20 protein-coding genes are annotated in these 23,705 nt (G+C 55.3%); 10 read left to right on the top strand and 10 right to left on the bottom strand.

Annotated elements, in window-relative coordinates; genetic code table 11:
• Positions 1-14 precede the first annotated feature (14 nt).
• The 3 genes from TH30_RS17775 to TH30_RS17785 all read left to right on the top strand — a co-directional run bounded on the left by TH30_RS17775 (position 15) and on the right by TH30_RS17785 (position 3,427).
• Positions 15-2,435, top strand: coding sequence for a TonB-dependent receptor (locus TH30_RS17775; protein ID WP_258548779.1), 2,421 nt, complete (start codon positions 15-17; stop codon positions 2,433-2,435).
• A gap of 85 nt (positions 2,436-2,520) precedes the next feature.
• Complete coding sequence (locus TH30_RS17780) at positions 2,521-2,934, top strand: hypothetical protein (RefSeq protein WP_114099446.1); 414 nt, start codon at positions 2,521-2,523, stop codon at positions 2,932-2,934.
• 91 nt (positions 2,935-3,025) lie between these two features.
• Positions 3,026-3,427, top strand: coding sequence for a GFA family protein (locus TH30_RS17785; RefSeq protein ID WP_114099447.1), 402 nt, complete (start codon positions 3,026-3,028; stop codon positions 3,425-3,427).
• Positions 3,428-3,476: 49 nt separating this feature from the next.
• Here TH30_RS17785 and fhuB read toward each other — a convergent pair whose 3' ends face one another.
• Genes fhuB through TH30_RS17805 form a run of 4 tightly spaced genes read right to left on the bottom strand, consistent with a single transcriptional unit; the run spans position 3,477 to position 8,197 of the window.
• Entirely contained in the window at positions 3,477-5,462 is a 1,986-nt protein-coding gene (gene fhuB / locus TH30_RS17790; RefSeq protein ID WP_114099448.1) for a Fe(3+)-hydroxamate ABC transporter permease FhuB, read from the bottom strand.
• Positions 5,459-6,394: an ABC transporter substrate-binding protein gene (locus TH30_RS17795; protein WP_114099449.1), complete on the bottom strand. Its 936-nt coding sequence runs from the start codon at positions 6,392-6,394 to the stop codon at positions 5,459-5,461. Before TH30_RS17795 ends, fhuB begins: the two co-directional genes overlap by 4 nt.
• Before the next feature lie 3 nt (positions 6,395-6,397).
• A complete protein-coding gene (locus TH30_RS17800) occupies positions 6,398-7,369 on the bottom strand; it encodes an iron-siderophore ABC transporter substrate-binding protein (RefSeq protein WP_114099502.1) in 972 nt (323 codons plus the stop codon).
• Between the two features lie 51 nt (positions 7,370-7,420).
• The gene (locus TH30_RS17805; protein ID WP_114099450.1) at positions 7,421-8,197 is read right to left on the bottom strand and encodes an ABC transporter ATP-binding protein; all 777 of its coding nucleotides are present in this window, start codon (positions 8,195-8,197) and stop codon (positions 7,421-7,423) included.
• Between the two features lie 309 nt (positions 8,198-8,506).
• Here TH30_RS17805 and TH30_RS17810 point away from each other — a divergent pair, with 309 nt between their 5' ends.
• Positions 8,507-9,397 carry an SMP-30/gluconolactonase/LRE family protein gene (locus TH30_RS17810; RefSeq protein WP_114099503.1) on the top strand — a complete coding sequence of 297 codons (891 nt, stop codon included), beginning with the start codon at positions 8,507-8,509 and terminating at the stop codon, positions 9,395-9,397.
• 204 nt (positions 9,398-9,601) lie between these two features.
• Positions 9,602-11,167, top strand: a complete 1,566-nt coding sequence (locus TH30_RS17815; RefSeq protein ID WP_114099451.1) for a YbaY family lipoprotein — start codon at positions 9,602-9,604, stop codon at positions 11,165-11,167.
• A gap of 151 nt (positions 11,168-11,318) precedes the next feature.
• Here TH30_RS17815 and TH30_RS17820 read toward each other — a convergent pair whose 3' ends face one another.
• The 4 genes from TH30_RS17820 to TH30_RS17835 all read right to left on the bottom strand — a co-directional run bounded on the left by TH30_RS17820 (position 11,319) and on the right by TH30_RS17835 (position 15,018).
• On the bottom strand, positions 11,319-11,825 hold the full coding sequence (locus tag TH30_RS17820; protein ID WP_114099452.1) for a GNAT family N-acetyltransferase: 507 nt from the start codon (positions 11,823-11,825) through the stop codon (positions 11,319-11,321).
• 22 nt (positions 11,826-11,847) lie between these two features.
• Positions 11,848-12,981, bottom strand: a complete 1,134-nt coding sequence (locus tag TH30_RS17825; protein WP_114099453.1) for a type III PLP-dependent enzyme — start codon at positions 12,979-12,981, stop codon at positions 11,848-11,850.
• A 575-nt stretch (positions 12,982-13,556) separates the two neighbouring features.
• Positions 13,557-14,540, bottom strand: coding sequence for a GNAT family N-acetyltransferase (locus tag TH30_RS17830; protein WP_114099454.1), 984 nt, complete (start codon positions 14,538-14,540; stop codon positions 13,557-13,559).
• A gap of 103 nt (positions 14,541-14,643) precedes the next feature.
• A complete protein-coding gene (locus tag TH30_RS17835) occupies positions 14,644-15,018 on the bottom strand; it encodes a hypothetical protein (protein ID WP_114099455.1) in 375 nt (124 codons plus the stop codon).
• 341 nt (positions 15,019-15,359) lie between these two features.
• Between TH30_RS17835 and TH30_RS17840 the strand changes: the two genes are divergently transcribed.
• The 3 genes from TH30_RS17840 (at position 15,360) to TH30_RS17850 (ending at position 17,686) form a co-directional block, all read left to right on the top strand.
• Positions 15,360-16,586 carry an SLC13 family permease gene (locus TH30_RS17840; protein ID WP_114099456.1) on the top strand — a complete coding sequence of 409 codons (1,227 nt, stop codon included), beginning with the start codon at positions 15,360-15,362 and terminating at the stop codon, positions 16,584-16,586.
• Between the two features lie 8 nt (positions 16,587-16,594).
• A complete protein-coding gene (locus TH30_RS17845; protein ID WP_114099457.1) occupies positions 16,595-17,008 on the top strand; it encodes a DUF3830 family protein in 414 nt (137 codons plus the stop codon).
• Positions 17,009-17,092: 84 nt separating this feature from the next.
• Positions 17,093-17,686, top strand: coding sequence for a DedA family protein (locus tag TH30_RS17850; RefSeq protein ID WP_114099458.1), 594 nt, complete (start codon positions 17,093-17,095; stop codon positions 17,684-17,686).
• 81 nt (positions 17,687-17,767) lie between these two features.
• Here the strand turns inward: TH30_RS17850 and TH30_RS17855 are convergent, their stop codons facing one another.
• The gene (locus TH30_RS17855) at positions 17,768-18,697 is read right to left on the bottom strand and encodes a GNAT family N-acetyltransferase (RefSeq protein WP_114099459.1); all 930 of its coding nucleotides are present in this window, start codon (positions 18,695-18,697) and stop codon (positions 17,768-17,770) included.
• A 174-nt stretch (positions 18,698-18,871) separates the two neighbouring features.
• Entirely contained in the window at positions 18,872-19,612 is a 741-nt protein-coding gene (locus tag TH30_RS22015) for a hypothetical protein (protein WP_147252044.1), read from the bottom strand.
• 250 nt (positions 19,613-19,862) lie between these two features.
• On the opposite strand from TH30_RS22015, the gene TH30_RS17865 reads away from it, so the two are divergent.
• Positions 19,863-22,133 carry a TOMM precursor leader peptide-binding protein gene (locus tag TH30_RS17865; protein WP_181850386.1) on the top strand — a complete coding sequence of 757 codons (2,271 nt, stop codon included), beginning with the start codon at positions 19,863-19,865 and terminating at the stop codon, positions 22,131-22,133.
• A gap of 6 nt (positions 22,134-22,139) precedes the next feature.
• Positions 22,140-23,642: a SagB family peptide dehydrogenase gene (locus tag TH30_RS17870; RefSeq protein WP_114099462.1), complete on the top strand. Its 1,503-nt coding sequence runs from the start codon at positions 22,140-22,142 to the stop codon at positions 23,640-23,642.
• Positions 23,643-23,705: the final 63 nt, after the last annotated feature.

The raw sequence follows: 23,705 nt of genomic DNA on the forward strand, positions 1-23,705 counted from the left end.
GAAGGGGTTAAGCTTTGAAAGCTGAGAATTTCGGGATGTCGCGCCTGTTGGGAACCAGCGCGCTTGTGGCGACATTGATGATTACGGCAGTGCCGATGGCATCGGCACAGGATACAACCGCCGCCATGCAACAGGTCAGCATTTCCGCGGGCAATCTGCGTGCGGCCCTTGATCGGGTGGCCGACCAGTTCGGTCTGCAACTGATCGTGCAGGGGGACCTGGCGGGACTTGATAGTGCGGCAATATCGGCCGAGCTAAGTGCTGCTGATGCCTTGGGGCGTCTTCTGGCCGGAAGTGGTTACCAGTTTGAATTTGTCACCAATGATAGTGTGCGCATTGCACCGGTGCCGACCCAAAGCATGGGGGATAACGGTGCCATGGTCCTGCCCGATGTCGTGGTCAGCGCGACACGTTCACGCCGTTCGATCAAATCCATGTCGCCATCGGTTGTGGTGATTGGTCGTGATCAGATCGAAACCCAGATGGCCAAAAGCAGCGACATCACCAATGTCATTCGCAACACCGTGCCGGGCTTCATGTTCGATGATCAAAGCCTGATTTCAAGCACGGAAACTTTCCGGGGCCGTGATGTCCAGGTGCTGGTCGATGGCGTGTCGCGCAATACGCCGCTTCGTAACAGCAGCCGCATTCTGTCGATGATCGATATCGCGCAGGTCGACAGCATCGAAGTCATTCCGGGGTCGAATGCCATGAATGGTGATGGAGCGACCGGGGCAACCATCAACATCATCACCAGGACCGGCGAAGTCGGAAATAACAGCTTTGTCGTCGATGGTCATATGACCAGCTATACCGATGATATCGGTGACAGTTTTTCGCCGTCGCTGACGCTTTCGGGCAGTGGCGGTGTCGGTGCGATCGATCTTGCCGCCAGTGTGACGGCTTCGAAAACCGGCAATGCGTATGACGGTTATGGCAATCAGGTGCCATCCGATGCCATGCTGGGGCAGGGGGGCTTTGACAATGCCGAGGATTTGAACCTGTTTGGCAAGGCCGGTGTGACTGTTGCCGACGGGCATCGCCTGTTCCTGTCGACCGAGATTGTCCGGTTCCGTCAGGACATTGAATATAACGTCGATCTGACGACCCATCCGGTGTCGGTTGACTATGATAATCCCTACACCGCCCAGCCGCTGGAAGATGAAAGCCAGTATTTCACTGCCGGATACGAATATGATTTCGGCAAGATCGGTACCGGCGATCTGAAGCTGTTTTACAATGACAGCTACAAACAGGCTGCGCGTGCCGATTACCATTCAAGTTACAACCCGGCACTGGTTGCGCTGTCCGATGCCGGTTCGGTCGAAGACCCGCTGGGGCAGTCGGTGATTGATACGGTCAAATACGGGGTGAAGCTTTCGACCGATACCAGCCTTGATGCCGCCTATGACGGACTTACCCTGACCTGGGGTGGGGATCTGACCTTTGATGATGTCAAATATCGTACGATCAGCGGCCGTGATATCGGTGCCCCGATGAAACAGGATGGCCGGGCCGTATTTGCGCAGCTGAGTGCGCCGGTAACCCGGTTTGTCGACCTTTCCGGCGGGGTGCGTTATGAAAAATACGACCTGACGGTCAAGGATTTCCTGCGTCCGAACTATATGCGCTATAACGCCGGTGCAGGTCAGGCCATCCTTGCCGCCGCGCAATATACCGGGGGCAATACGACCTATAGTGCGGTGACCTATAACGCCTCTGCTGTTGTTCACTGGACAGACCGGTTCGACACTTCACTCAGCTATAGCGAAGGTTTCTCTGTTCCTGATGTCGGGGCCTATACCCGTCGTGCCGGTCTTAGCGGCGTGCCAATGAATTTCAGCGCACTGGATGTCGAGGCCTCCAAGGTTAAAACCTACGAGCTGGCGGCGCGTTATAACGGGCAGGATTTCCGTACCACGGGTGCTGTTTACATGAGCACCAACGAACGTGGCGACAATTTCGATGCTGCGACCAACTCGCTCAGTCAGGAAAAGGAACGCATTCTCGGGGCCGAACTGACCGGGGAATATGACATCACTGACGATACCTATGTCGGTGCCCTGGCTTCCTATGTCGAAGGCCGTTATGACACCAACAAGGATGGTGATCTTGACAGTCCGCTTCCCAATAACCGCATTCCGTCGCCGTTCCGCTTTACCGGATATGTCGACAGCTATGTCTGGGGGGATCTGAATATGCGCCTTGACGGGACCTATACGGCGGCGCGTAACGAGATCAAAACCGCCAAGATCAAGCCAAGCCTCGTCTTTAACCTGATGGGCAACTATCCGGTGCTGGGCGGGACCGCGCGCTTTGGTATCGAGAACATCCTTGATACCAGTTACGAAAACCCGGCAGCAACGGCCCTTCGCGGGTATGCCGTTGCCGGGCACGGGCGGAGCATTACCATCGGATTCCGTCGTGAATTCTGATCAGGTTGTCCGAAGTTAATCCAGTTAACACCACACGATGGCCCGGTGATTTTTCGCCGGGCCATTCGCGCACAGGAGGTCCGGGATGTTTCGCGCAAGCCAACCCGCCAGTGATATTGTACTGTTTGAAATGATCGACCGTCAAAGTGATGCGGACGGGCAGGCCTATCTGGCTGCACTCGATGATCTGGCCGCGCGTAGCGATCCGGTAATCCTGATTTTTCTTGTGTCGGGTTTTGTCGATCAGGATCATGAAATCCGCAAACAGGCGGCAATCTGGTTTAAGCACAATCGCGACCGGCTGGGGCATTTCGCCAAGGGCCTTATTCGCGTTGATGAAGGCCATCATCATGGCGACGGAAATGTTCACAGCCATGGCAGCGATGATCCTGAACACAGCAACTTTGCCCGCATGCTGCCATTTCCGGTCCGGCATGTCGTCACACGTGACGACGCCTTTGCCCTAGCGCGCGATTGGCCATCAGTGTCAGCAGACTGATCTCATTGATAAATTATTGTGACGGGGTTGGAATGTGATAAATGTTCATGTTATGTTCTTTTCTCTGAAATTAAAAATAAAGGGATGAGAAATGATCAAGGGAAGCTGTTTGTGTGGCAAGGTCCGGTTTGAAATTTCGGGCACGCCATCATCGCTGAGCTACTGCCATTGTTCGCGCTGTCGCAAAGCGGCAGGCGTGTTTTCCGCTGTGGTGATCGGCAAGGCCGATGACTTTCATCTGCGATCAGGTGATGATGTGATTGGCCGGTACAGCGGACCTGATTCAAAGTTCGAACGCTGCTTTTGCAAGGAATGCGGCACATCGCTTGGCGATATGTCTTCGGGCTCGATTTACGTGGTTGCGGCATCGGCCCTTGATGATGATCCAAAGATCAGACCATCCCTTCATATCCATACCGCATCCAAACCCGACTGGTATGAAATCACCGACGAGCTCAGGAAATTCGAAGGCGATTATATCGCGGATCAGTAAGGCCGGGTGCATGTGCCGTGCGTCAGATATTGTCTGACGCACGGGATTATTATCGTTTGCGCACCGCAAGGATCAGGAAGTATCCGGTGCCGATCAGGGCGGCGATAAGCCCGGTGGGAAGCTGTGCCGGATAGATCATGTTCCGTGCCAGCCATTCGGCCACCATCATCACATTGACCCCGATCAGAACAGCCCCCAGCAAATGCCCGCCCGCCAGCCGGTAACCGGCAACGCGCGCCAGATGCGGGGCCATCAGGCCGACAAAACTAAGCGGCCCGACAAGCAGGGTGGCACTGGCCGCAAGGATTGCTGCAAGTAACATCATGGCAAACTGGAAACCGGTGATGCCAAGACCCAGCGACACCGACTGATCGGTGCCAAGGGATGCCAGTTCAAGCGGGCGACGAAGCGCAATCGCCACCACCAGCAACACCGCCGTCACCCCGGCAACGATCAGGACTTCATCCATATTGGTGAAGTATGTCGTCCCGGCCAGCCAGGACATCAGCATGGATGTCTGTGTGCCGCTGCGCGTCAGAACGATGCGGACCATCGCCCCCAGGATCGCGGTCAGGGCCAGACCATTGAGCAGCATGTAATGCGGAGCATGGGTGAATTTGCGGCACAGGATCAGCAACACAAACAGCGATATGATCCCGCCTGCTGCCCCGATCATCATCAGTTCGGCACGTTGCCCGAACCCGAAAATGGCAAGGGCAATGATCATGGCGAGCGCGGTGGCCGAACTGACCCCGGTAATTTCCGGGCTGGCCAGCGGATTGCGACCGACGCGCTGGATAAGCGTGCCTGAAACCGCCAGTGCCGCGCCGCAAATCATCGCGGCAAAACTGCGTTCCGAGCGACCCAGAAGGATATCTAAACTGTCCGCATTCCAGCCCAGAAACACAAGGCCATTGCCATCAAGCGACACAAACAGCGAGACGAAGATACCAGCCACAAGCGTGACGCCAAGGATCACGGTCAGCCGCGTTTTGGATACGATTTCCTGATCGCTGTGCTGGTCTTCGCTTTGGGTGCCCGGCATGATCCGGGCCTTGCGCAGGATCAGGATAATAAAAGGTGCCCCGAAAAGCGCGGTTGCCGCCCCGGTCGGCAAAACATCGCCGCCAAGGCCATTAAACTGGCGCACGATAAAATCAATCAGCACCAGAACAAACCCGCCGGTCACAACCGAACAGATCATAAGATCGCGTGACCGGGTCAGTCCGGCAATACGCAGCGCGGCAGGAACCGCAAGCCCGACAAAACCGATCATGCCCGCAGCCGAAATCACCGATGCGGTGATGAAGACAGCAAAGCCAAGGATCAAAAAACGTAAGGTCGTGACTTTGGCGCCAAGCGAACTGGCCGTCTCATCGCCCAGTGCCAGCAAATCCAGCGGACGCGACAGGGCCAGAACCGCGATCATGCCAATGATCACACGCGGCAGCACAAATTCGGTTGCTTCCCAGCCATTCTGGGCCAGATCACCGGCCCCCCACATAAAGATCGATTGCAGATATTGCTCGTTAAACAGCAAGACGATCTGCGATCCCGACTGCAACAGCAGATTGACGATCATTCCGGCCAGAATAAGCCACAGTGTCGCATTGCCGCGCTTTGACGCAATCAGATACACCGCACCCAATGCAATCATGCCCCCGGCAAGGGCAAAGGCTTCCTGAAAGAGTGCCATTGATGCCGGGGCAATCAGCAGGAAAATGGTTAGGGCAAATTCAACACCGGCCCCGACGCCAAGGGTGGTCGGGGAGGCCAGCGGATTGCGCAACACTGTCTGGATTGCCGCACCGGCCAAGGCCAGTCCCGCCCCGCACAGGAACGCCATCGCAAGCCGGGGCAGGATGCTGTAATGAAACAGGATCTGGTCAAAGTCGGTTTCATCGGGACTGAACATGACTTGCCCAGCCAGTCCTTTCTGCAGGAACGGCCAGAAATCCGTGATCAGAACACCGACACAGGACAGACCAAGCAGAATCAGGAAGGTAGCGGGAAGCCGGGAACGGGTATTGGTCATCGATGCGGGCCGTTCTCGATGCTTTCGGTCAAAAGCCTTGCAAAGCGAAGCGATGATGGAACACCGCCATACATCCAGACGACCGGAAGCTCATAGACCCGGTTGTTGCGGGTGAAGGCCATGAATTTCCACATCGGGGATGCAAACATTTTCTCCAGAATGGTGTCGGGTACAGGGTTGGTGTAAACCACGCTTCCCTCGGCATAGGGGGCAATAAGTTCAAGCCCGCCACGTGCAAAGCCCCATTTATTGACCTCACCGGTGAAACCCATGGGCACATTCATCGCGGCCATCACCGATCCGGGAAGGGACGTGCCGCCAAAAATGCCGATCGTGCTTTCATCAAAGAAATAAATGACATTCAGTTTCTGATCGGGGCCCAGCGCCATCCTTATACGTTCGCCATATTCGGCAAGCTTGGCATCAACATGTGCCAGATATGCCTGTCCTTCGGCTTCGCGGCCAGTGGCCTTGGCGATCTTGGCGAAAACATCGCGTGCGGCCTCGAATGCCGGGCGCTTTTCATCAAACAGCTTCAATTCCAGAACCGGGGCTATCTCGGAAAGCTTTTCATAGCTCATGCCGATATCGGGAATGGTGATGATCAGGTCGGGTTTGGCGGCACGCAGGGCTTCCAGATTGGGGGATGACCGTTGACCAAGGTCGACAAAACCATCGGGGAGTTTCGGTTCTGCGACCCAGTCGGCATAATCCTGCGGATCGGCGACCGCGACGGGCGACAGGCCAAGCTCAATCACTGTTTCGGTAAAGGACCAGTTGATCGTCGCCACCCGCTTTGCCGGTGCCGGAAGTTCAAGGATCCCGCGTTCATGTTCAATCCGGATCGGATCAGCCTTGGCGTATGTGCCGTTCACGGCAACAAGGCCGATGCAAAGGACAAGACAACGAAAGGCAGCGCGTATGGTCTTCATGATTTACGATCCGGTTGCGGTGGTCCGGGTGCCGGTCACGGCATCGGCCAGAAGTTCGGCAAAGCGCGCTGCGGACAAAACCCCGCCAAAGGTCCAGCTTGCGGGCACGGCGTAAACATGGTCGTTGCGGGCAAAGGGCATGGCCTTCCAGATCGCGGTATCAAGCAAACGGCTTTGAACGGTCGGGGCAATCGGCTCGATATAGGCAAAATGCACATCGCCCATCCCGGCAAGATCGGACACATCGCCGTTATGGAAAGCCCAGCCATTGACGTCACCTTTCCAGGCGTTGGCAAAACCCATGCGTTCAATCAGCGAGCCAAACAGCGATGTTTTGCCATGGATGCGGAAATGGGCCTCGTCGATGATACGGACGATGGCAAATCTGGCGTCCGTACCAACCGCGTCACGGATACGCGCGGCTGCGGCATCAATCCGTGCATTGACCGATGTGATGACTTCTTCGGCCTTGTCGGATTTGCCCGCGATTTTTGCGACATTGCGCAATAACATTTCCGCACGGTCGATGGCGGGTTCGCCCGATTGGGTATTATAGATCGAATAGACCAGTGTCGGGGCGATGACTGAGAGTTTGTCATAGGCCATGGCAACATCTGCACTGATCAGGATCGCGTCGGGTTTGGCATCGCGCAGCGCCTCGAAATTCGGTTCGCGGCGGGTGCCCAGATCGGCAAACTCGGCCGGAAGTTCCGGTTCGACGACCCACGCGCGATAGCCATCTGCCTCAGGCACGGCAACCGGATCAATGCCAAGTGCCAGAAGACTTTCGGTCAGCGCCCAGTTCGATCCGGCAAAGCGGGTCGGCGTGGTCTCAAAGGTCACGTCGCCCATTTCGTGGCTGATGGTCTGACCGGTAGTCTGGCTTGCGGTCTGGGCTGTTGCACTCAGGGGCGACAATGACGCCATGGTCACAAGGCAGCTTGCCGTAATCTGGCTGATCAAACGGGTGCGCATGGTAAATATTCCTGATCCCTGTTGGTCGATCATTTCCGCATGTCAGGCGCGCTAGGCGACAAAACTGACGAAACGGTCATGGTCGGGCAGATGGATGACATCAATGTCGGTTTGGAAAATATCGCGAAGGGTTTCGCCCTGCATGAAATCGCGGGCTGTGCCCTGCCAGCAGGTTTGACCGCCGCGCAAGGCAATGATGTGGTCGGCAAAACGTCCCACCATGTCGATATCGTGCAGAACGGCAATCACGGTCAGGTTGCCGTGATTTTTCAGATTGGCGACCAGCTGCAAAATGTCGCGCTGATGGCCGACATCAAGGGCCGATGTCGGTTCGTCCAGCAGCAGAACCGGTGCATCCTGTGCCAGCAGCATCGCAAGCCAGACACGCTGGCGTTCCCCGCCGGAAAGGCTGGCAACCAGACGGTCAGCAAAGCCGGTGACATGGGTCAGTTCCATCGCCTGGTCGATCCTGGCGTGATCCTCGGCGCGATAGCGCCCGAATGCGCCGCGCCAGGGATAGCGTCCGAATGCGACGAGTTCGCGCACGCTCAGATGCGGTGGCACCACCGGGTTTTGCGGCAGATAGGCGACCTTGCGGGCGAAATCGCGCGTACCGTGATGTTCGAGAACCGCATCATCAAGGGTGATGGTGCCGGAATGCTTTTTGTTCTTGCGGGCAAGCAATTTCAAAAGCGTACTTTTGCCCGATCCGTTATGGCCGACAATCGCGCTGAATGCTCCGGTCGGGAAATTGACCGTGATGTTCTCAAGCAGCGTCTTTGGGCTTTTGCCGTCACTTTTGAAGGTAACGTCTTGGAGGTCGAACATATGCTGGAAACTCGTAAATGCAGTAATCGGGCAGGGCCGCCCATACCAATTGGCCAGGTCATGACGGCATGCCAATGATGATATGAGAATGCCTATCAATTACTTGTAGAAATTGCAACCGAGTTGCGATTGCATCTGGAGAAAATTTTGGCCGGGAAAAACAATCATCATACAAAATGACTTTTCAGAACTTCCCATTCCGGGTAGCAATAGAAATAACGACTTCGATCCGATGCGGGTCAACGGATACTGCATTGAATGATCGGGCAAACCAGCGCGGAAGACCGCCCAGAATATCAGGGAGAAATCATGGCCAACGTGAAAACCGTATTGCCAAACCTGCGATGTACATTGGGCGAAGGCCCGCATTGGGACTCCCGGGAAGGTGTCCTGTATTGGGTGGATATCGTCGGGAAAACCGCCTATGCGCTCCGCCCCAATGATGGCGGATCACGCAGCTGGACCTTTGATCAGCCAGTGGCTGCAATTGTCCCGCGCGAGAATGGCGGTCTTATGGTTGCACTTGCCGATGGTTTGGCTTTCCTTGATCCGGAAAGCGGGGAAACCACGCCATTTGTCGCCCCCGATAGCGACCATGCCGGTAATCGGTCCAATGAAAGTCGCGTTGATCCGGCCGGGCGTTTCTGGCACGGGACCATGCAAAACAATATCGGTCCGAATGGCGAAGACCTGCCGGTGACGGCTTCGACCGGGACGCTTAACCGGGTCGGAGCTGACGGGGAGACAGCCCGTTTCCTGTCTGACATCGGGATTTCGAACACGCTGCTTTGGTCGGCAGATGGCACCAGAATGTTCTTTGGCGATACGATCAAAAACACGCTTAATGTCTATGATTTTGACATGGAAACCGGTGTGCCCAGCAATCCGCGCGTCTTCTTTGGTCCGCAGGATCGTGGCAATATGGATGGATCGGCCATGGATGCAGATGGCTATATCTGGAACGCGCGCTGGGGCGGGGGATGTCTGATCCGCTTTAATCCGGCAGGTGAAATCGACAGGATCATAGATCTGCCGGTGACCCAGCCGACCAGCTGTGTGTTTGGCGGGCCGGACCTTAAAACCCTTTACATCACCTCTGCCTCGGTCGGGCTTGAGGGCAATGGCAACGAACTTGAAGGCGCACTTCTGTCGATTCAGACCGATGTCGCCGGGCTGCCCTGTACCCGTTTTGCCGGCTGATCAGCCACGGGCATTCCGGATACCGGGCATCTGTCTGATCGTGACGATATGCGTCCTGATCAGGGGGGCGTAATGGCCGCATTGCAGCATTTGATTGGGAAATAACACCTTTGCCGCTTTTTGGCCTTGGTTTTAGGTATTTTTGGCGGCAACATTGTGTGCAGAGCAACGCACACTCCAAAATACGAGCAAACCGGGGTCACAATGAATCCAGTATCGTCCGCAAAAATGTGGGTAAGGGCGTTATTTACCGTTGGCATGGTCACGATTTTATCGGGCTGTGCTGCACTTCAAACCAGCACGACCAAGGTCACCGGATCGGTTTCCTATCGTGAACGCATAGCATTGTCGCCAGACAATGCGTTTCTTGTCGTGCGGCTGCTTGATGTGTCGCGCGCCGGTGCGCCATCGGTCGAAATCGCATCCCTGCGTCAGCCGGTTTCCAGTCCGCCGATGGTCTTCGTTCTGCCCTATGACGCGGCAAAGATCGACCCGCGCATGAGTTATGCGATCGAGGCAAAAATCGTCAATGCAAATGGCGATACCTTGTTCCGCAATGATCAGTCCTATGGGGTTCTGACGCGCGGTGCGCCAAGCGATGTTGAAATTCTGGTACGTCCGGTCGCACATACGCTTTCTGACGGGGCGCGCAAAACCAACGGCACGGACATTTCGCGCGACATTGCCGCGATCGAGGAACGGCTTCCGGCCATGCGGGTAATTCCCGGTCAGTATGTCGCAAGCGATCATACCGTCACCTACAAGGCCTATGTGTCGCCTGAAGGCGAACCGATGATGGTCGAGGAGCATCGCGACCTTGGCAAATACGGCAAGTCCGATGTGAAGCTTTATTACCGCAACAACCAGTTGCTGCGATTTTCCGAAAATGCCACCCGTGTCAATTTCGGGGGCGCGGAAAGTGATACGCCGCTTCAATACAGCCTGCAGCTTGATTTTGCCCAGGGGCGCTTTTCATCGGGAACCAAAACCGTCAATGGTATCGCAAGCAGCCCCGATGAGCATGAAGTCAGCGGGGCGCAGGCCCAAAGCAAGGTCGCACTCAGCCGCATTGACGCCATGCTGGCCCAGATGAATACCAACCCGACCGAGGCGGCTGGCCCGAAAATATTTGTCTGCGACGACAAAAGCCGGTTTTCGGTAACCTTCGAAAAGCGGATTGAACGCGCCATTGTTGAATTCCCGGGCCGCGAACCCTTGTCGCTGTCTCGGATCGAGACCGGGTCGGGATATGGCTATGGCAATGAAATCTATGAATTGCGCGGCAAGGGCGAAGATGCAATCTGGCAAACGCCGTCAGGCGATACTCATTGCGCCGTTTCGGCCGAGACTGTCAGCCTTGCGCTGGCACCGGGCAATTTCCCGGTCGTAAAGGTGGCCGAGCTTAAAGCCGCGGGCAAGGGGCTCTGGACCGAGTATTTCGAAGATTTGCAACCGGCCATCATCGCCTGTCTTGCCGAAAATCCCGGCGATCTTGTGTCGGTGCTTAAGGCCTGGCCGATGAACCATGGCATGGTTGGCGTGCGCACGGTCAATGGCAATGGCGGTCGTTATGATTGCCTTGTCCCGGCCGATGGTCTTGGCACGGTTCATACCGAACTGGTCGAAACGACCACCAACATTCTGCCCGGCGAAGACGATGTCCGCTTTACCCCGGCAACCGGTGCCTATCCCGGTGGCAAATGCTTTAGCCATGAACGGCTTGAAGACGGCGCGACCTTTGTTGGCTGGCTGTCGGAAAAAACCTGCTAGTCCGGATCGGTTTTGGATATCCATCACAAAGCCCCGCAGATGCTGCGGGGCTTTTTGACTTCGCTTCAAGAAGTACACCGTCTGGAATAAAAAAATCCCGGCAGGGGGCTAGCCATACCGGGATTTCAAAGTCGGAATTCTTTTTATTGCCTTAGTGGGCCATGGCACCGGTAGCACAAAGCATACCTTGCGCGCCGGTCAGGACGTCGTCATTGCCAAGATTGATCGCCTGGAACCGGTGACGATCAAAATGGCCGGGCATCAAAAGCCCGCTTGCCGGTGCGGCCTTGAAGCCAAAGCGTGCGTAGTAATCCGGGTCTCCGACAAGAAGAACCGAACGGTGACCAGCCGATTGCGCAGCGTTAAGGGCTGCGTAAACCAGACCGGCACCAACACCCGATCCGCTATAGACCTTTTCAACGGCCAGCGGACCGAGCAACAGGGCAGAGCCACTGTCACCCGCATTGACATTCCATAACCGGACAGTACCGATCAGCTGTTTGCCGTCGTGGGCGACAAACGCAAGACCGTTCGCCGGAAGCCGGTCGCGGCGCAGGATTTCAGAAGATTTCTGAAAACGCGCCGGACCCATGACGCGATCAAGCAGCTTTTCACGTTCGACGTGGTCAAAGCGGCCTTCGCGATCAAACGTGATCACTGATCTGTCTTTCCCGAAAGGGTCAGATGATATAGGCGGTCAGCGGCGAGAAGCCGTTAAACGCCACAGATGCATAAGTGGTGGTGTAAGCGCCGGTTGCTTCGATCAGAACCTCGTCACCGATGGTCAGGGCAATCGGAAGGTCATAAGGTTTTTTCTCGTAAAGCACGTCGGCAGAATCACAGGTCGGACCTGCAAGCACGCACGGGGCAACATCGCCGCCATCATGAATGGTCGTGATCGGGTAACGGATCGCTTCATCCATGGTTTCGGCAAGGCCACCGAATTTACCGATATCAAGGTAAACCCAGCGCACCGGATCATCTTCGTGCTTGCGCGAAATCAGAACGACTTCGGCTTTGATCACGCCGGCATCACCAACCATGCCGCGGCCCGGTTCGATAATGGTTTCGGGCATGTGATTGCCAAAGTGGGTGTGAAGCGCGTCAATGATCGCCGAGCCATAGGCTTCGGTCGCCGGTACGTCGCGCAGGTAACGGGTCGGGAAACCCCCACCCATATTGACCATGCGAAGGACAATGCCTTTGTCGGCCAGGGTACGGAAGATCGCCGATGCTTCTGCAAGTGCGGTGTTCCAGGCATCAAGGTTGCACTGCTGCGAACCAACATGGAAGGATACGCCATAAGCGTCCAGACCCATGTGATGGGCATGTTCAAGAACTTCGAGGGCCATGCTTGGTGCGCAGCCGAATTTGCGCGACAGCGGCCATTCTGCACCAACACCATCGGTCAGGATGCGGCAGAACACACGCGATGCCGGAGCAACACGGGCAATTTTTTCGACTTCTTCGACGCAATCAACGGCGAACAGGCGAACACCCATCTGATAAGCGCGCGCAATGTCGCGTTCTTTTTTGATGGTGTTGCCAAACGAAATACGTTCAGGCGTCGCACCAGCGGCCATCGCCATTTCGATTTCGGGTACGGATGCGGTGTCGAAGTTGCTGCCAAGGTCGGCAAGCAGGCTCAGAACTTCCGGGGCCGGGTTTGCTTTGACCGCATAGAAAATGCGGGAATCCGGCAGGGCACGGGTAAAGGTCTCGTAGTTGCGCTGAACAACGTCGAGATCAACAACAAGGCACGGGCCTTCCGGTCGGTTCTGTGCGAGAAAATCAATAATACGCTGAGTTGCCATTGGGGCGTTCTCCCATTCCACGAATATGGCAGCGTGCCGGTACCTGATGCGTATGGGCGCGGTGGAGGCGCGTGACGCGGACTACCTGCGTGCTGTAAAGCTCCGGGGCCAACCGGAACTGCGAAGTAAGTCTGCCTCGCTATGGAATGGGATGTCCCGTTCCGCACGTGGGCAATGATGGTGTGCCTCTTTAGTGTCGGTGGATTTGGACGCCACCTGAGACCAAAAAAGCCCTACACCGTCGTTGCTTTAAGTAAGTCCTACAGGGTTCCAGTAAGCAGGACCACCACAGGCACGTGCGACTTTGGGCAAGTCGCGATTTACGCCTGTTGCTTTTTCCGCGCAAGTGAAATTTTCACCCTTTTTGTCCTGAAACAATCGCAGGATCGTCGAAGAACACATGCGGCAACGCACAAAATGGCTCAAAAGGCCGTGTTTTCGGTTTGCAAGAAGATGAGTTCACGCATTTTGGTATGGGGCATTGCAATTTGTGCATATCCGGGACCTGGGTGATGTTTCATGTCAGGTCTGAAACAGGTGCTCAATGGTATGGAATTGCATGAACCGGGGAAGCGTTACCGGCGCGTTGCGGGGGCTGTTTCACCTGTTTGAGGCGCACCCGGATCTTGATCCGGGATTTCCGAGATAAAATGCCTGCAATAGCCGTTTTCATAAGACCCCACACTTTTGTGAAGCCGTATCGAGGCGGCGTTTTTTTCACGGACCATCGACCAAAGGGGTTTTATCCCCATTTTTTGAAACTCATCCAGCGAATAGCCGGTGATCCATTTGGCAAGTCCGGTTCCCCACCATGGGCGCAAGACGGCAATCCCTGAAAACATCCCGAAACGGGTACATTCAGTACAGGCGGCAATTTGTCCGGTCGCATCGTCACGGGCATAAACCATCCAGGCATCGTCAGTTTTGATCAGCTTCGAGATCAGATCGCTTGTGACTGTCGGATGAACATGTTCGGTACTGTAGGCTCGGTTGTAAAAATCGGCCAGTTCGCCAGCAACCTTGGGGTCGAAATGGTCGCGGTCAAAAGGATAAAGGGTCAAACCCGGCACGGGGATATAAGAATAGGGGGCGCCATCCCAGCAGAAACGAAAGCTCCGTTCGTGCAGATTCTCGGTAAATCCGCAACGCGCAAGAAACGGAATGATCTCGGCATTTTCGGGCGTGACCAGTGCATATTGATGTGTCAGGCCCCGTTGTTGAAAAACACGGTCCATCCCGTCTTTAAGGACATCCCCCACGCCCTGATTGCGATAGGGGGCGGCAACCATGTAGACAACGCTTCTGCATCCTTCAGAAAAATAGGGACGCCAGTGCGCCAGGCCCACACCGATGCACTGATCGTTGTGAGTGGCAAGGACCAGTGCCGCAAGACGGTCGAAGGGATTTTTCAGGATGGATTGCCAGAAATCGTAATAATTCGATTCCGGCTTGGTCAAGCCCCATTCCTCAACTGCGCGATAGAGCATGTCTTGCATAGTGGATGGATCATATTCCGTAACAGATAGCGTTGCTGTCAGCGGGGAAGGACTGGATCGCATCGCGGGTTTCTCGACAGAGCAAAAGACAAGAAAAATGCGATTGCCGATATCGGCAATCGCGTTGAAATGCAGGGCTTGAGGTTCTTAGCTGCCTTTAAGTGCCTCAGACATCACCACTAATGCAGCCGAAGCATTGCTGCATCTGATGCATCGAGACACTCAGTTCCTCGTCCGAAGAGATGATGCAAGGTGTGAAACCACCTTGACAGGGACGAGGGTAGCCGGACATGCCGAGCTCTTCGTCATTACGGGTCAGGCTTTTTGCAGGGGGGGACATTTCAGCGTCGCCCGTAATACCATAACCGCAAAATGGTCCCCCCGGACGCGGGCCGGGAAAAATGCCGAGATCCTCATCCGAACGGTCGAAGGAAAAACTGTTCTGTGGCTGCGAGGTCGAAAGCGGACGACCCTGGTCACTGGCAAGACGGTAAAATGCTGGCGACGGAACGGATCCGGCGGTCAGGTTTTCGTTTGTCATATCCCTGATACTCCTGATGGCGAGGTTGATGATCTGTGGAGGCGCAAGTCCAACTATCAACCAACATCAATTACGGAAGTGACATTGGTTCAAAATTGACCATTCGTACCGGAAAGTCCTGATTTTTCTATTTTTTCCGGGTCTTGTTCTTGCAAAACTTTACAATAGTAATTCACGGTGCGCAACTGCAGGTTCATTCAATTGAAGCCCCATAAACGGCATCGTTAATGCTTGCCGGGTGGGGAAAGGGAGAACAGTCAAAAAATGATCGTGCCTGAGGGGTTTGTTGGCGCTAAACATCGCGCAGGGTCTGGACTTCTATCAGAACAGGATGTTGCAAATTGGACTGGTTGATTGTTGCTGTCTTTGCGGGGGTCTATTTCGGCATGGCGCTGGGGCGCTGGCCGGGGCTTGCGATCAATCGCACCGGAATTGCCGTGATCGGGGCGCTGATCCTGTTGCTGGCTGGCGCTGTCAACGGGGGTCAGGCACTGGCATCAATTGATTTTGCGACCCTGTCGGTTTTGCTGACCCTGATGGTGCTGTCATCTCAATATGCAGCCAGCGGCTTTTTTGACTGGATCGGCAATCGCATTACCCATCTTGATCTGACACCGCGCGGATTGCTTGCCGGGGTGATCATGATTTGCGGTGGCTTGTCGGCGGTCATGACCAATGATGTGGTGGTCTGGGCGGTAACGCCGATCCTGATCTCAGGGGTGATCGCGCGCGGCCTTGATCCAAAACCCTTTGTCATAGCGGTGGCCTGTGCGGCCAATGCCGGATCGGCCGCGACCCTGATCGGCAATCCGCAAAACCTGATGATTGCCGAATTTGGGCAGCTTGATTTCATCGAATTCCTGATGGTTTGCAGTGTTCCGGCCCTGATCGGGTTGCTGACTGTTTATGCCGTGCTGGTCTATGGCCCGATGACGCGTGGCGCGTTACAGCAGGTCGAAAGGATCGCAGCCGGTTCGGACGCAACGGCCGTGTTGCCTGATCGTCCGATGCTGATCAAGGCGGTGGCGGCAACCATTGCCGTGATCCTGATCTTTATCCTTGTCGATGAACGTGCGCTTTGGTGCCTGCTGATTGTTGCCATGCTGTTGCTTAGCCGCAGGCTTGGCACGGATCAGGTCCTGGGGCGGGTCGACTGGCATTTGCTGGCACTGTTTTGCGGGTTGTTCATTGTCACCGGCGCAATGTCGGGCGATGACGTGATTGCAGGGTTCTTTCGTGACATCCTGATCACGCTTCATATTGATCAGCCCGCGGTTCTTGTCGGTCTGTCACTTGCCGGATCAAACACCATTGGCAATGTGCCGCTGGTGATGATGTTGCTATCCCTTGGCCCGGACTGGTCGCAAAGCATGTTGCATGGCCTGGCTGTTTTCAGCACATTGTCGGGTAATTTTCTGATTGTCGGCTCGGTCGCCAATATCATTGCCGTTGAACAGGCCGCAAAGGCCGGAACGGTGATTTCATTTACAGACTATGCGCGCCTTGGCGTGCCGATCACGTTGATCAGTCTTGTAATGGCGCTGGGCTGGATGACACTGATTTCGTAGGATCCAAGATGACCAAGATTAAGATCACCGCAGGCCCGTTCACCTTTGACGGCGTGCTTGAAACCGAAAAAGCCCCGCAGACCTGCAAGGCGTTTCTTGACCGCATGCCGTTTGAAAGCAAGGCCGTCCATGTCCGCTGGAGCGGCGAGGGTGTCTGGATGCCGCTGGGCGATTATCAGTTCGGTGTTGGTTATGAAAACCACACCAGCTTCCCGGCACCGGGCCAGATCATCCTTTATCCCGGCGGGATCAGCGAAACCGAAATCCTGCTTGCCTATGGCGGCGTTCATTTCGCCTCCAAGGTCGGCCAGCTTGCCGGGAACCATTTCATCACGGTGACCAGCAATCTCGATGACCTTGAAAAACTTGGTAAAATGACGCTGTGGGAAGGTGCCCAGCCGATCCGGTTCGAGGTTGCATGATCGCATTGTGAACGGGCACACTCGTCTTGAGGCCCGGATTGCCCTAGAAGGCTTGCAATCTTTATTAAACGGGCGAGTGATGCCGTGTTCGAGACAATCAATCTGTGGATTCAGGACCACCAACAGCTGGTCTACACCCTGATCTTTACCTATTGCGTCAGCAAGGCCAGCATCCTGCCGGTGTTTGTCGGCATCTTTGTGGTATCCGAAAGCCTGTTGCCGGGGCCGTCTATTGTCGCGATGCTGTCCGGGGCCTTTGTCGGCGATATGATACGGTTCTGGCTGGGGCGCAAATATGGTGACGTGATTATGCGCAAGCTCCCGGATGGTCTGTCAAAGTGGTTGGGCAAAACCATGCGTTTGTTTGAGCATTATGGCGTCGCCTATATCCTTTTGTGCCGCTATCCCAATACCATCCGCTCGATCAGTGTGTTTCCGGTCGGCATGAGTTCGATGTCATTCATGCGCTTCCTGCCGCTTTGCATCGCATCAATCCTGCTTTGGGTAGGGATTTACTTTGCACTTGGTTATGTGCTGGGAGAGGGGATGTCGGAACTGCTTGAACGCAACCTCACACTGCTCAGTCCGATCTTGCTGATTGTGTTCCTTGGGCTTGGCTGGTTCGGGCTTAAACGCATCGACAAGCTCGAACAGCAGGCCGAACGCGCCATCAAGTAATCAAATAGAAACGGCAGCCACACGGGCTGCCGTTTCTGTATTCAGGCTTTGTGCTGTTGCAGGGAATGTGGGGTCCGCTGATCAGGCCTGCTCGATCTGCGAAAAAAAGTATCGGTAAATTCCGTCGCCATCGCGTTTCCAGCCCATCCGTTCGTGCAACCGGATTGATGCGGCATTGCGGGTGCGTACAAGGCTCCAGAGCTTGTCGATCCCGTTTGCCCTGAAATGATCCATGCAATGGGCGGCGAGCCATTCGGCAACACCTTTGCCCCAATAGGGACGAATGACAGAAATCGCAGAGAACATTCCATCTACGCCGCATTCGGCATAGGCAACGATTGCCCCGGTTGCCTGTTCGCGGGCAAAGGCAAACCACGTGCCGCCATGGGTGGCCAGTTTGCGAATGTCCTTGCCTTCAAGGTCAGCACAGGCCGGTTCATTGGCAAAGGTGCGGTTAAACAGGGTGGCCAGTTCGGCCTCGATCACCGGATCGGGATGATCGCGGTCGTAATGATGGATGCTGAGCCCTGCGACGGCGGGCTTAGCATAATCACCGCCATCCCAGATCATGCGCATTGAATCATATTCTGCCTGATGGGCAAAACCGACTTTTTCATAAAGGGTACTATATTCGGCAAGTTCCGGGGGGGCAAAGGCGACTTGCGTGGTCCATCCCCGTTGGCGAAACAGTATATCGAGATGCTGCTTCAAGGCCCGCGCAACTGTTTCCCTAGGCTGGTTGCGATCAATGAAATAGGAAACCGAGCGCGAATTTTTATCAATGGTCGGCCGCCAGTTGATCTGTGCCAGTCCTATGATCGAAGTTCCATCAAAGGCCATAACCAATCCATCAAGGACCGTTCGATGGTCTTTCAGGATTGGTTGCCAGTAATCATAGAAGGGAGAGCTTTGCTCAAGCACTCCCCAACCGGTCAGCAACGCGCGAAACGGTTCTTCCATCGTGGCGGGATCATATTGTGCGACATGCAAGGCCAAATCGGTGTCAGACATGATATCTCGGCACGCTTTCGATCAGGGCCTGTTTGCAAACAACGGCACGCCAGAGTCTCCGTTCAGGCCAAATGTTGATTATGTGGACTGGCCTGAACGGAATCCTCTTACGTCGCTTCCCCGTCTTCAGGGATGTTCGCACGACGGCAGGTCCGGGCATCTATGTAAGGGAAATTACCATACACCGCATGCCGAGTAGCAGGGTTTCGGGCCGCCGGGAATCGGTGCACTAAGCGTCAGGTCATTGTCAGAGAATTCAGACTTGTCGGCGACCGGTGCACGACACCCCAGACCGCATGAGCAGCTTTGGGTGTGAAAGCCGGGAGGCGGTGCGCTCAGATCAAGGTCGTCAAATTGAACAGACAGTTCATCTTTACCGCGCCTGACGCAAAAACTTGGTGGCTGCGGAAGGGCGGCGTTGAGATTGGCATCGCTGACATCATCACTTTCTGGCCGCAGGGTGGTAATACACTGGCACGGAGCGGGTGGGTGACTTAAAGCCAGATTGCTGTCGCTGAGCTCAGCATTTTCTGGCAGCAAGGTGCAAATACACTGGCACGGAGCGGGTGGGTGACTTAAAGCCAGATTGCTGTCGCTGAGCTCAGCATTTTCTGGCAGCAAGGTGCAAATACACTGGCACGGAGCGGGTGGGTGACTTAAAGCCAGATTGCTGTCGCTGAGCTCAGCATTTTCTGGCAGCAAGGTGCAAATACACTGGCACGGAGCGGGCGGGTGATTTAAAGCCAGATTGCTGTCGGTGACATCATCACTTTCTGGCCGCAGGATGGTAATACTCTGCCCCGGAGCGGGCGGACGACTGAAAGCCAGATTGTTGTCGCTGATGTGATCATCGTCAAACAGACGAAGGAAAGCTGGTGTCGGCAATGACCCTGCAGCGAGATTTTCCTGTGTCATATCCAGAAACTCCTGAAACCGGTTGCCCGACGAACTGCTTGGGCACCCTTATTTATTCTTGGTGTCACAAACGTTTGGCGCGAAAAATACGCTAACATATGTCTAATATACTGTGCAACGCAGATTGCGCGATTTTTCCGATTGTGCATTGATATTTAGTTGTTTTTGCTCTTGCGTAAAAGATGCAAGGCAGGGCAACCTGATCTGAGATCTGGACGGTTATAACAACACTTGCGGGGGAAGAATGGCAATGGCGGAAGATCAGAAATACCTTGCGATTGCCCCACATTTCACCCTGCACACAATTGGCAATCACACCTACTTGCTATTGTCGGAAACCCAAAGTTTTCGCCTGAATGGCGAAAGATACGGGATTTTGTTCCCCTATCTTGATGGACGTCTGCGCGAGCAGGAGATTATCGCCCGGCTCGGTGATCGCATTCCGCCTGCGGATATATCCGAGATGATCGCGCATATGCGTAAGCGGGGCTATGTCGTTGCGATTGATCCATGGGCGGATCATGCCCGATCTGCATATTGGAGCGCCAATGTCTTGCAACCTGATGAATGTGAAAGCTTTGCCCAGTCGGTCAAGCTTGGCGTTGTCGGGCTGGGTCGCGATGGGGCTGCCGGGTCGGTGCAGGCGTCCGAACTTGCCGCGATGCTTATGGCGCAAGGTTTCAGCATTACCGATTTTAAAAATGCCAATCTGACCATTGTTCTGACCGAAGATTATCTGCAACCGGCACTTTCGGATTTCGCCCGCATGGCGGCCAAAAGCGAAATGGCATGGGTGCCGTTCAAGCCAGGTGGATTAAATGCATGGTTTGGGCCCGTCATTGGGGCTGATAGCGGTGCGGGCAATTGTTATTTCTGTCTGGCAAGGCGACTGGCCGAACATCGTCAGGGCGATACAGTGGCCCCGGCATCACCAGAAGGTGCCCGTCCGGCACGGGCCTTTACCAAGGCCAGTCTGGCGGTTGCATTTGGTCGGGCGGCGCTTGAAACGGTGCGTCTGAGTTTTGGCCTGTGCGATGATCTTCGCACGAAGTTGCAGGTCTGGTCGTTAAGCGATGGGGTGAATGAGCAGCATGGCGTGCCGTTATTTGCCGATTGTCCCGAACATGCTCTGCAGTCAACACCGCAAACACCCGATCAGATGCATCGACCAATCACCCTGTCACGGATCAAAAATCAGGATGGGGCGGATGGCGGTTGGCGGGCGCTGACCCCGGAACAGGCACTGGCCAGACTGGAACCGATTGTCAGCCCCCTGACCGGGATTGTTGGCCATCTGCACAAGGCTGATCTGGCGGAGGGGCTGCATGTTTATTCCGCCTCGCAGGGACGCCGGATGTCGATTGATCCACGTCAGAACCGATCGCTTGGGCGTCCGGGCGGGGCCGCAGGCAAGGGGTTAAGTGACAGTCAGGCCAAGATCAGCTGTCTGGCCGAGGCTGTTGAACGCTATAGTGCGCAATGGTCGGGCTCTGAACCCCGCCATCAGGCAAGCTGGCGGGAAATTCGCGAACATGCCCCGCATCCAGCTTCGTTTCTGGACTATGCCGCGCAGCAATATCAGAACCGCGAAAGCCTGAACCGGAATGCCACCACGATGGCCCGCATTCCCGAACCGTTTGACGAGACAGCGGTGATTGACTGGACCCCGGCCTGGTCGCTGCGGGATCACGCGCCGCGCTGGGTGCCGACCCGGTTCTGTTATTACGAATATCGGGGTAATGCGCCCGGTGATCATGATTTCTGTATGGCGGATTCAAATGGCTGTGCGACAGGTGGCAGCATCGAAGAAGCAATCCTGCAGGGGGTGCTTGAACTGGTTGAACGCGATGCGATTTCGATCTGGTGGTATAACCGCCTTGTGCCAAGGCGCGTATCGCTTGACGGGCTTGATGATGCGTTTATTGCCAATATGCAGGCCCATTACCAGTCACTGGGACGAACGTTCTGGGTGATTGATCTGACCACCGATCTTGGGATTCCGGTGATGATTGCTGCATCAGCCAAACAGGATGGCAGCCGGATATTGCTTGGTTTCGGATCACATCTTGACGGGCGGATTGCCGCTTTGCGTGCCCTGACCGAACTCAACCAGATTTTGATGCATGATGATATCGAGCCCTCAACGATCCAGACCAAGGGCGGGATCGAAGATGCTATGATGGAATGGCTGGCAACCGCCAATCTCGCCGACCATCCCTATATTGCCGGGACCGGTGCGGAAAAGTCGGTCGATGATCTTCCAAGCGCCGGGTTTGATACGATTGATCAGGCAGTCCGGTTTTGTGTCGATCGGATGGCAGAAGAAGGGCTCGATACCATTGTTGTCGATTACAGCCGCCCGGACCTGCCGCTTTCCTGTGTTCGTGTTGTGGTGCCGGGTCTGCGTCATTTCTGGAACCGCCGTGCGCCGGGACGGCTGTTTGATGCGCCGGTCAAGATGGGCGCACTTGATCACCCCCATAGCTATGACGATCTGCACCCCTTGGCCTTTTTCCTGTGAGGCGTCATGACTGCGAATGCATCGACTGGATCTGCTTTTTTTGCATCTTCTGACCCCTATCTTGGTATCGGGCTTGGTCCCCATGTTCGGGCGGTCTCATTCGATGAGACCGGTGGGCGCATGGTGTTGAAAACGGCCTTTGGCGATGAACCGACGCTTTATGATCATCCAACCGGTTGGTCAGACCCGCGGTTTGTCGATCTGGTCGCATCCTGGGGTGTCGACAATGGGGTGCCGGTTGCAACGCTCTGTGAACAGATTGGCGATATCTGCCCCGAACTGAACGAGGAACAGGTTTGGAAAAAGGCCGATCAATTGCTACATGAGCTGGCCAAGGTTCAGGCGTTGCAGTGGTGGTATTGGCCAGATAAATCTTCTGGTGCGCCGCTGTGTCATATTGAGTCAGGGTCGCGGCTTTATTATACGCCGCTTGAAATCGGGGCGGCGCCCGAGGATGCAGAGATTTCGCGCTTTGCCTTTGTTCAGCGCGAAGGCGGCAAGACAGTTCTTGAAAACTGTGAGATCGGTGTGCGGTTGGTGCTTGGTCCGCAGGGTGACGGGTTGCTGGCCCACATCTTTGGCGATCCGAAGCATGGCAATAGCATGAATTCAGGCGATGAAGGCAAACTGGTCTATCCCGGTTTCTGGCATTTTCTGTGGCGGTTCGGCTTTTTGCAAAGCCCGTCTCATGACAGTTTTGATCGTCAAAGCTGGGAATTTCATGAACGGCTGTTCCATTCCCGATCCCGCAGTTTTCTGGATCAGAGAATGATTGGCGGGACCTATCGGTTCAAGGACAAGGTGCCATCCCTGCCCGCGATCAAGGCGCCAATGTCTGCCCACAAGATCGCATTGCCGCGCCCGGATGACAATTCAGCCGATGCCAAGCATAAGCCGCTGTCGCTTTATGATGTGATGGATGCGCGCAAATCCATCCGCGAACCGGGCGCTCGCCCGCTGAGGCTTGATGATCTGGGCGGCTTTTTATGGCGGTCTGTTTCTACCCGCAAACATATCAAGCATGGCACGTCGCAGGATTTGCTGGAACGTCCGGTTCCTGCCGGTGGCGCGATCCACGAGATCGAAATCTATCTGGTCATCAATCGCTGCGATGGTTTGAAACCGGGCATCTATCATTATCAGGGGGCGGAACATGCACTTTATGCCTTGCCTGCTCGTGAACAGGTGCGCAAAGCCATCCTTGGTGTGGCAAGCGGTGCTACGGGTCTTGGTTCCAAGTTACCCGATAGTCTGATCGTGATGGCAAGCCGGATGCCGCGCCTTGGCTGGAAATACCAGAATCTCTGTTATCGGCTTTCGCTGCTTAATGCAGGGGTGATGATGGAAGCCTTCTATCTGGTGGCAACTGAAATGGGGTTGTCGCCCTGTGCCACCGGAAGCGGCGATAGCGCGCTGTTTGCGCTTGCCACAGGTCTTGGCATCGAGCATGAAACCGCGATTGGCGAATTCATCCTGAATGGCCCGCCGATCAAGAAATCCTATCACTGATCCGGGCTGAAGTGATCCGGGGACTGCCGACTTTGGATTTGGTGGGCCAAACAAAAAACCGCC

The sequence above is a fragment of the Thalassospira profundimaris genome (assembly GCF_003326795.1).
In the GTDB taxonomy this organism is placed as follows: Bacteria; Pseudomonadota; Alphaproteobacteria; order Rhodospirillales; family Thalassospiraceae; genus Thalassospira; species Thalassospira profundimaris_C.